The 8,774-nt window shown below is 67.8% G+C and carries 10 protein-coding genes and 1 tRNA gene; 5 read left to right on the plus strand and 6 right to left on the minus strand.

Annotated elements, in window-relative coordinates:
* Positions 1-13 precede the first annotated feature (13 nt).
* From IEY93_RS20255 to IEY93_RS20265, 3 genes are all read right to left on the minus strand, one after another.
* Entirely contained in the window at positions 14-595 is a 582-nt protein-coding gene (locus IEY93_RS20255) for a DUF5990 family protein (protein ID WP_307837600.1), read from the minus strand.
* 246 nt (positions 596-841) lie between these two features.
* On the minus strand, positions 842-1,159 hold the full coding sequence (locus IEY93_RS20260; protein WP_189164667.1) for a hypothetical protein: 318 nt from the start codon (positions 1,157-1,159) through the stop codon (positions 842-844).
* 186 nt (positions 1,160-1,345) lie between these two features.
* The gene (locus IEY93_RS20265; RefSeq protein ID WP_189164668.1) at positions 1,346-2,041 is read right to left on the minus strand and encodes a class I SAM-dependent methyltransferase; all 696 of its coding nucleotides are present in this window, start codon (positions 2,039-2,041) and stop codon (positions 1,346-1,348) included.
* A gap of 500 nt (positions 2,042-2,541) precedes the next feature.
* Between IEY93_RS20265 and IEY93_RS20270 the strand changes: the two genes are divergently transcribed.
* Entirely contained in the window at positions 2,542-3,216 is a 675-nt protein-coding gene (locus IEY93_RS20270) for a hypothetical protein (protein WP_189164669.1), read from the plus strand.
* 166 nt (positions 3,217-3,382) lie between these two features.
* Positions 3,383-3,679 (plus strand): hypothetical protein, encoded by a 297-nt coding sequence (locus tag IEY93_RS20275; RefSeq protein ID WP_189164670.1) that lies wholly within the window; start codon positions 3,383-3,385, stop codon positions 3,677-3,679.
* A 153-nt stretch (positions 3,680-3,832) separates the two neighbouring features.
* Here the strand turns inward: IEY93_RS20275 and IEY93_RS20280 are convergent, their stop codons facing one another.
* Positions 3,833-4,378, minus strand: a complete 546-nt coding sequence (locus IEY93_RS20280) for a hypothetical protein (protein ID WP_189164671.1) — start codon at positions 4,376-4,378, stop codon at positions 3,833-3,835.
* Between the two features lie 536 nt (positions 4,379-4,914).
* Positions 4,915-4,985: transfer RNA gene (locus tag IEY93_RS20285), tRNA-Gly, on the minus strand.
* A 130-nt stretch (positions 4,986-5,115) separates the two neighbouring features.
* Here IEY93_RS20285 and dcd point away from each other — a divergent pair.
* From dcd to IEY93_RS20300, 3 genes are all read left to right on the plus strand, one after another.
* Positions 5,116-5,691, plus strand: a complete 576-nt coding sequence (gene dcd, locus IEY93_RS20290; RefSeq protein ID WP_189164672.1) for a dCTP deaminase — start codon at positions 5,116-5,118, stop codon at positions 5,689-5,691.
* A 629-nt stretch (positions 5,692-6,320) separates the two neighbouring features.
* Positions 6,321-6,938 (plus strand): DUF47 domain-containing protein, encoded by a 618-nt coding sequence (locus tag IEY93_RS20295; protein ID WP_189164673.1) that lies wholly within the window; start codon positions 6,321-6,323, stop codon positions 6,936-6,938.
* Positions 6,939-7,937, plus strand: coding sequence for an inorganic phosphate transporter (locus IEY93_RS20300; RefSeq protein WP_189164674.1), 999 nt, complete (start codon positions 6,939-6,941; stop codon positions 7,935-7,937).
* Between the two features lie 54 nt (positions 7,938-7,991).
* Here IEY93_RS20300 and mshD read toward each other — a convergent pair.
* On the minus strand, positions 7,992-8,774 hold a 783-nt coding region (gene mshD / locus IEY93_RS20305; RefSeq protein ID WP_229691302.1), incomplete at its 5' end, for a mycothiol synthase.

Raw genomic sequence — 8,774 nt, forward strand, 5'->3', positions numbered from 1 at the left:
CGGTTGGCCGGCGTCAGCCCGCGGGGGTCGACCACTCCACCAGCGGCGGGCGAACCGACGCGCACAACGGCTGACCCTTGGCGTCCGTCAGCCCCAGCCGCGCCACCAGGGCGCCACCGGCCACGGCCCGCTCCAGCACGTCCGCGGGAATCGCCTCCAGCCACAGCTTCGCCCGCCGGAACGTCGCGAATGCTCCGGCCTGGTCGACCGTCCCCCACGACAGGTAGACGAACCGGCCGCCCGGCCGGCCCTGCACGAACGGGCCGCGCAGATCCCAACCGGACTCCGTGCGGGTCGCGGTCACCTCCAGCTCCCACACAGCCGAGGAGACGTCTGCGGCCGTCATGCCGAGCAGTTCACCGGGGCGCTCCCGCCGCTGCACACCGACATGAACATTGGAGTAGCCGGGAAACCCCGGCGCCCGTCCACACTCCCGGCCCGGCAGCTCAGATGCTTCAATACAGATCAGCACCCCATCATCATGCACACGACCCAGGCCCCCGATGGCATAGTCGGTGCCCCTACCGATCAGGGCCCGACGGGCGAACGTGATCGCGGGTAGGCGGGTGCCATAGGCGTCGGCTATAGCGGGCACGCGTCACTCTGGTGCCCGACCACGCCAGCCGGTCAATTCCAAGCAGTGCGGTGGGCCGGAGTTGAGGAACGAACCCCGGATCGTCGATCGCCCCCGACCACGGACGGAGATCGGCTGACGCCAGGCGATCGTGAGGGTGGTATCGAACATAGTCGACCGTAGTAGATGCCTTACTGGGGCAGATCCAGTCCCTGAGCCTTGAGTGCCTTGCGGGCCGGTAGAGGCATTCTTCTGGAGGCGTTCAGATCAACATGGATTGGCGAGATCGATCGTGGCGAGGGCTCGTATCAACCCGGACAGATGTGTCAGGCCATGCCAGAGGATCAGTTCGTCGTTCTGCGAGCGATCGAGTGCATTGCGCAATTCGGCTAGGTCATCACTGACCTGCCCGCATCCCACATATTGGGCTGGATCGCTGGACATGTCGAAGGCGGCTTGAGGTGAGATGTCCCAGTAGTAGTCGACGTCGAGGTCGATTCGGGGTCCATGTCGCTGCTCCATGGCGTCCAGGAGCAGAGTGCACAGTCGGCGGAGGTCTGCCATGTCAAGGACCATGTCGCTCATGCCGCGATTGTCGCAACTGCGCTCGCTGCACATGGCGATATTTCTCGATGGTCCGCGGCTCAAAGCCACCGGCGACCGGGACCGGCCTCCAGGCCGCGTGCCCGGCCGCCGAGCGGGCGCAGTGGCCTCAACCGAGACATTCGGCCGGCGAGGAGAACGGGACCAGTGAATTCAACGCCTTCATGATCACAGCAGAGGGGGGACAGGGAGGGCGCGAATCCATGCACGATCCGGGGTGAGGAAGCCCGCAAGTCTTAGCTTGGCAGCGGCCAGTTCTTCGGTCAGGAAGTCATCGTCGATTCGACGAGAGACGAAGGATTGGGTCCAGACACGATCACCGAGGGTGTACTCAATGGTGGCGGCGAGCAGGTCTCGCTCCGGTCGGCGGACGTCTCGCATGCACATCTTGACCTCGCCCAGCGTGCTCTGGGCGGAAGCTGCGGAGTCGTACCATTCCGAAGGCTTGCGCTCTATGATCACCTGGCCGTCCATGGCTACGTGCGTACGGCAAGTGGTCAGGAGGGCGCGCCTAAGATCGTCCTGCGGGGTTTCGATCAGGTGAGAGGCCAGAAGAACTACGTCGAACTGTCTGCCCAGGGAAAGGGTTTCGATGGGGGAGCAGATGGTTTCTGCGCCGCGTACGTGAGCCAGCATCGCTGCTGACTCGTCCACTGCGACTACCTCATGCCCCAAGGCCAGCAAGGGTTGGGTGATGCGTCCTGCCCCCGAGCCGAGTTCGAGGATGGTCGCGGCTTCAGGGATGGCATCGTGGATGAGTTCGGGTTCTCCACGAGCAGGCAAGCGGGCGTAGAGCTCGACGGCGCATCCATCGGGGGTCAACGTCCCGGGACCGGTTCCGTGCTCATGCGGTCGGAACTCCATGCGGCAAGTGAAGCTCGGCAAGTGATGGTGGACAAGCGGCGGCGCGTTCCTAGTCGGTTGATGCGGAATGGCAGGGCGGGCGCGGTAATGGGCGGGCGGCCTGCGTTCCCGCCGCCGGTCCGGACCGGCGCCTGCGAAGCACGCACGGCCGGGCGGAGCTTGGGAAGTACATCGATCACGGCACCTGGGTCTGCCGACCTGGGGGTGAGGCCGGTCGTGAGTGGCCGTGATCGACCCCTCGTCACCCTGGCTCATGGCCCGTGGATGGCCCGGCGATCAAGCGAGAGGACTGGTCTTGGGCGCACCGCGCGCACCTCGCCCGTCTGATCATCCCGTCTGCCGTCGACCCCGATCGAAAGGGAAGCGGGACAGGGCCAGGGGTTAAGGTGGGGCGCCCCACTGGACGAACGATCACCCTCATCAAGGGAACAATGGGGGCCGCGCACGTGTACTTTCGGGCTGATCATTCGATATGAACACGCGCGAAGGAGCCCCCTCAGGTGACTGGCAGTCTGAGCTTGCGAGCGCTGCGGCGACTGAGGACCACCCCTGGCGGGCAGCTCGACTGCCGGATCAGCTTCTCCGACGGACCGGGAACTTCGCGGCCGGTCGCTTATGTGGAACGCGAGGTGCTGCCCGACGGCATATCCGCCTACCTCGCGGCCCGGAAGAGCGGAGCCCGCTCCTTCGTCCTGTGGGCGGACGAGCATCGCCAGACGCGGGTCGCCACCCTGGTCACCGTCTCCGCGGGCAGCAGGCGGGCACAGTTCAAGGTGCTCGGCCCGCACGGCGAACCGCTCGGTATGTTCACGCGCGACAAGGCGTTCAGCCAGGGACTGCGCACACGCTGGACGGTGAGCCGCGCCGGCAGCCCCGACGCGGTGGGATACAAGGGCCGGCTGTTCTGGTGGTGCGTGTGGTGGCTCTGCTCGCCCCTGCTGCCGCTCATCCTCGTGGCCACCCTGTTCGGCGGCGGCGGCGGCGATTTCCCGCGCGGCCCACGCCGCATCAAGTGGCGCTCCGGCGGGCAGGTTCCGCTTGAGTTCAAGTCGTCCGGAGACACCCTGCATCTGTACGCACCGGAGCTGGACTGGCGGCTCGGAGCCGCCCTCGTGGCCCTGATCCCCTCTTTCGACGGCTGGATCGGCGACCCCTGGGACAGCAGGAAGGACTGACGGGCAGGCGGCGCGCCCGTGATGCGGCGGCGGAAGGCACGGAGGCCGCGTGAGCAGGATCTCGGCGAAGGGCCGGCCCGGGAATCGTGGATCGCCACACGCCGAACGTCTACACGCCACGGCCGACCCTGCGGTGCGGACCCACGCGGGCTGGTACAAATGCGGCATGAGCGAACTCGCTGGCTATCCCCCACAGCCGAACGTGCGGCCGGCCCGGCGGGTCTACAGTCGGAGGTTCCGTGTGTGGGCCCACGTGCTCCTGTGGACGCCGATCGCGATCACGGTGGTCGGTGTCATCCTCGGCCTGGGACTGTTCGCGGCCGCTGATGCCGACCCGACGCACAATTCGTCCGCGCTCGGCTATCTCGGCCTCGTCGTGTGGGGCGGCCTCGCGGTCCTGTCGCCGGTCCTGCTCGGGTCGTTCATCGCCGGGTTGGTCATGCTGATCCGCGCGCGCAGCTGAGGTCGCGGCGGGACGCGGCCCGCCGCGACATGCTCCAGGCCGGCCGCCCTGACGATGTCGTGGCCGCGCCGGCGGTCGACGGTCACCGTCTCGGCGGAGATACCGAACCGATACTTCACCAGCTCGAAGAGTCGATCGGTGAAGGCGGGCAGGTCATCCTGCCCTGAGGTCCGGCCGTGGCCGGCCGTTGTGACGCAGCCGGAGCCGGCGCCGGGGGTGCGAGCGCAGCACCGGGTGGAGGTTCCAGCCCTGTTCCGAGGCGACGCGCAGGGCGTAACCGGCGCCGGCGCCCCGGAAGTAGTGTGCGCCGAGTTCCAGGTCGCGGTGGTACTCGCGACGGTACCGGGAGGTCTCCACGCGTCTGGTCTGCTTCTCGATGCGCCGGTCCACGCGCGCTTGGTAGTACGCCGTGTCGCCCTCCCGCGCCAGCGCCACGGGGGTCACACACCAGAGCGGGACGAACGGTATCTGGCCCAATGTGGCGTCCAGCATCCGTATCGCGCCGTTCTCGGCACGCGGCACCATGTAGACGATCAGCTGGGCCACCGGCGCCATGCAGTAGAAGCCGATCGCGAGGACGACCCACACCATCCACCACGGCGGCAGGAACACCAGGGTCAGGGGGAGAAGCAGCAGCCAGCGCAGTGCCGCCGGGCGGACGGGAAGTGGCCCCCAGGTCGGGTCGTCGTAGTCATGCACGTCCGGTGTCTTCCTCTCGGGTTCGCCATCGCTCGACGCTGCGCCCGTGAGCCTACGCCGAGAGGCCGACCGACCCGCACGAACCGGCGGGCCGTGCCGGTCCCGGCATCAGCGAGGGTCCGGCCGGTGTCTCTCAGCATGACCGAACCCCGAGATCGGAAAGGTCGAAGAACAAGGGCCGGTATCCAGCCGGATCTGGGTCAGGGCACCGAAGGGGGCGAACCTCTCTGGCGTCCACTTCCACGACCTTCGCCAGACGAGCAACACGTTCGCCTCGCCGTCGGGTGCGACGCTGCGGGAGCCGATGAACCGGATGGGGCACTCGACCACGTGGGCCGCGCTGATCTATCCGCACAACGAGAACGGGCGGAATCAGATGATCGCCGGCGCCATGGGAAACTCGCCGCAGCGGCTCTCAGGAAAGAAGATCCATCGGGATCGGGCACGCTAACGGACACGAAAGATCGAAAAGGCCGTGAAAATAGCCAAGGCCCAGGGTCCGGGGATTCCGTCCTACCTGGGCTTTGACGCTTGGGAGCGGGTGACGGGAATCGAACCCGCGCTGTCAGCTTGGGAAGCTGATGTTCTGCCATTGAACTACACCCGCGTCGATCAGTTGCTGACTGACGACGCCCCTACTCTAGCGGAACTTCCGGTGTGCCACCTCCCTGTACAGGGAGTGAGTTCGGATGAGGCGGGGACCGGCAGGGAGCGCACGAGGTTGGTAGGTTGCTGAGGTGCTGCTATCCGATCGTGACATCCGCTTGGAGATAGAGTCGGGCCGGGTCAAGATCGACCCGTTCGACGCGGAGATGATCCAGCCGTCGAGCATCGACGTGCGGCTGGACCGGTACTTCCGGGTGTTCGAGAACCACCGCTATCCCCATATCGATCCGGCGATCGAGCAGGCGGAGCTGACGCGGTTGGTGGAGCCGGACGGGGACGAGCCGTTCATCCTGCACCCTGGGGAGTTCGTGCTGGCGTCCACCTATGAGGTGATCGGACTGCCGGACGACATCGCCAGCAGGCTGGAGGGGAAGTCGAGCCTGGGGCGCCTCGGGCTGCTGACGCATTCCACGGCGGGGTTCATCGATCCGGGGTTCGAGGGGCACGTCACGCTCGAGCTGTCGAACGTGGCCACCCTTCCGATCAAGCTGTGGCCGGGGATGAAGATCGGGCAGGTGTGCATGTTCCGGCTCAGCTCGTCTGCCGAGTATCCGTACGGCAGTGAGAAGTACGGGTCGCGGTATCAGGGGCAGCGCGGGCCGACGCCGAGCCGGTCGTTTCTGAACTTCCATCGCACGAGGGTGTGAGGGAGCCGCCGGGGGTGGAAGACCGGTGACGGCTCCGGGGAAGCGGGCCAGGCGGTGACGTCAAGGGGCGCGTCGTCCGTGTGCGGCGTCGGAGGCCGCATGCGGACGGGGTGAGCTCCGGCGCCGGGGACAAGCAGGGGACAAGCAGGGGACAAGGGGTCCCAGGTGCTCGCGCCGGTGCGGTATTCAATAAGGTGCCGGGGCGGGGTGGCCGCCGGCGGGTCAGGGGCGGCGTGAGCCGGGCGTCGGCCTGGCTGCGGCGTGGAGGGGGTGAACCTTCTCCGGCGTGGGGTCGTGTCCGATTCGGGGGATGCGCGGCGGTGGCCCGCGGCTTCCGGGCACGGTTCGGGTTTGAGAAAGATCTTGTTGGTGGGTCGGTGTGGATCTTTCGCGTGCGCGGCGGTATCAGCCCGAGGGCGAGGGGATCCGTGGCTGATGGGGGACATCGTGTGGCCGGGCCGGGAAGGTGCGGGGGACAAGTTGCGATCAGCCCGTGTGAACAAGCGAACGAGGGGCAACGGCAGAGAGAACGGGAGGTTACAACAGGGAGTGCGTGTCACGAACTTCGCATTTCAGCCGGTACCCCTTACTCTTCTCTGCGGACAGTCCCCGCACATCTGGAGAACGACGTGCGCCTGCGTCTCACACCACGTGAGGACAGCTACTACGACTTGTTCGCCGACTCGGCGAACAATCTCGTCACCGCATCCCGTCTGCTGGTGGAGATCATCAGTGACGGCTCGGACCGGGAAGCCCTGGCCGAGAAGATGCGTGCCTGCGAGCACGCGGGCGACGAGCGTACTCACGCGATCATGAATCGACTCAACGAGAGCTTCATCACGCCGTTCGACCGCGAGGACATTTACCGTCTCGCCTCGAATCTCGACGACGTGATGGACTACATGGAGGCCGCCGCCGACCTGATCGGCCTCTACCAGATCGACCACCTGCCCAAGGAGGTCGTCCGGCAGGTCGAGGTGCTGGAACGGGCGGCCGAGCTGACCGCCGAGGCCATGCCTCGCCTGCGGTCGATGAACAACCTCAACGAGTACTGGATCGAGATCAACCGCCTGGAGAACCAGGCGGACCAGGTGTACCGCCGCCTGCTCGCCAAGCTCTTCGGCGGTGAGTACGACGCGCTCACCGTGATGAAGATGAAGGAGGTCATCGACCAGCTCGAGCAGGCCGCCGACGCCTTCGAGCACGTGGCGAACACGATCGAGTCGATCGCGGTCAAGGAAAGCTAAGTGGAGCTCGCACTCGTCATCGGCGTCATCGTCATCGCGCTGGTGTTCGACTACACCAACGGGTTCCATGACGCCGCGAACGCGATCGCGACCTCCGTCTCGACCCGCGCTCTCACCCCCCGTGCCGCCCTGTTCATGGCCGCCGCCATGAACTTCGTGGGCGCGCACATCAGCACCGAAGTGGCGAGGACCGTCGGCACCGGCATCATCGAGCCGCCGAGCGGCACGCACGGTCTGGTCATCGTCGGCGCCGGCCTGGTCGGCGCGATCACCTGGAACCTCATCACCTGGTACTTCGGCCTGCCGTCCTCCAGCAGTCACGGGCTCATCGGGGGGCTCGTGGGGGCGGCGCTCGCGGCGTCCAGCGTCGTCCACTGGGACGGAGTGGTGGCGAAGGTCGTCATCCCGATGATCCTCTCCCCGTTCATCGGATTCCTGCTGGGCGCGGTCATCATGATCGCGATCTTGTGGATCTTCCGCAGGGCGAACCCGCACCGGACGAGCAAGGGCTTCCGGTACGCGCAGACCGTCTCGGCCGCCGCCATGGCGCTCGGGCACGGCCTGCAGGACGCGCAGAAGACGATGGGCGTCATCTTCCTGGCGCTCTACACCGGCGGTTTCCTGGCGATCGACGACCCGATCCCGCAATGGGTCATCCTCGCCGCCGCCGCCGCGATCTCGCTCGGCACCTACTCCGGCGGCTGGCGCATCATGCGGACGCTCGGCCGCCGCATCATCCACCTCAGCCCCGCGCAGGGCTTCGCGGCCGAGTCCGCGGCCTCCCTGGTCCTCTACACGATGGCCATCGCCGCCAAGGCGCCGATCTCCACCACGCACACCATCACCAGCGCCATCATGGGCGTCGGGGCGACCAAGCGCCTGTCGGCGGTGCGGTGGGGCATCGCGGGCAACATCGTCACGGCGTGGGTCCTGACGATCCCGGCCTCGGCGTTCGTGGCGGCGCTGACCTACTTCGCCCTGCACTGGGTGGTGGAGTAGGAGGCCGCGCCCGGAGGCCGGAACGAGGCGGCCTCCGGGGAGCCGGAGTGGGGCTCAGGTGTGGCGGTACATGACGTCGACGTCCCACTGGGTGAAGCCGAGCGACTCGTACAGGCGGATGGCCGAGGTGTTCTCCTCGTCCACGTAGAGCATGACCTGGGGGAGGCCGCGGGAGCGCAGGTGGGTCAGGCCGGCCAGGGTGAGCGTCCGGCCGAGGCCGCCGCCCTGCTCGGAGGGGTCCACCCCGACGACGTACACCTCGCCGATCGCGTTGTGGCCGTGCTCGCCGTTGTCGCCGTCGCCGTGCACCTTCGTCCAGTGGAACCCCACGAGGCGCGACCCGCCGGCCGTCACCGGCGCCGCGCCGTTCCCGTTCCCGGACGGACGCGGGGCGGGAGCCCCGGTGGCGGCATCGGCAGGGGCGTCGCGGACGGCGAGGAAGAAGCCGGCCGGGTCGAACCACGGCTCCTGCTCGCGGCGCCGCAGGTCGTCGATGGTCCACCCGCCCTGCTCGGGGTGCCGGGCGAACGCGCGGGCGTTGACCGTCAGCCACGCCTGCTCGTCCTGCCCCGGCTCGAACGTGCGCAGCCGCACGCCCGGGGGCAGCTCGGCGGCGGGCAGCGGCGCGAACAGCGAGCGGCGCATCTGCCAGAGCGAGCGCACCCGGGTGAAGCCGAGGGAGGTGGCCAGCCGCTCGGCCTCCGGCCGGTCTCCGTGCGCCCACAGCCGCAGCCGGCCGCCGCTCTGTTTCAGGGCGGCCTCGGCGAGCAGGCGGCCGAGGCCCTGCCGGCGGTGCGCGGGATGGACCACGAGCTCTCCGCTCGGCCCTTCGACCGG

This window comes from Sphaerisporangium melleum, assembly GCF_014646695.1.
Classification (GTDB): Bacteria; Actinomycetota; Actinomycetes; order Streptosporangiales; family Streptosporangiaceae; genus Sphaerisporangium; species Sphaerisporangium melleum.

Bases quoted from the DNA above. Each gene is read 5' to 3' on its own strand.
- IEY93_RS20265 (WP_189164668.1), bottom strand. From the start codon at position 2,041: ATGGAGTTCCGACCGCATGAGCACGGAACCGGTCCCGGGACGTTGACC.
- IEY93_RS20275 (WP_189164670.1), top strand. From the start codon at position 3,383: ATGAGCGAACTCGCTGGCTATCCCCCACAGCCGAACGTGCGGCCGGCC.
- IEY93_RS20260 (WP_189164667.1), bottom strand. From the start codon at position 1,159: ATGAGCGACATGGTCCTTGACATGGCAGACCTCCGCCGACTGTGCACT.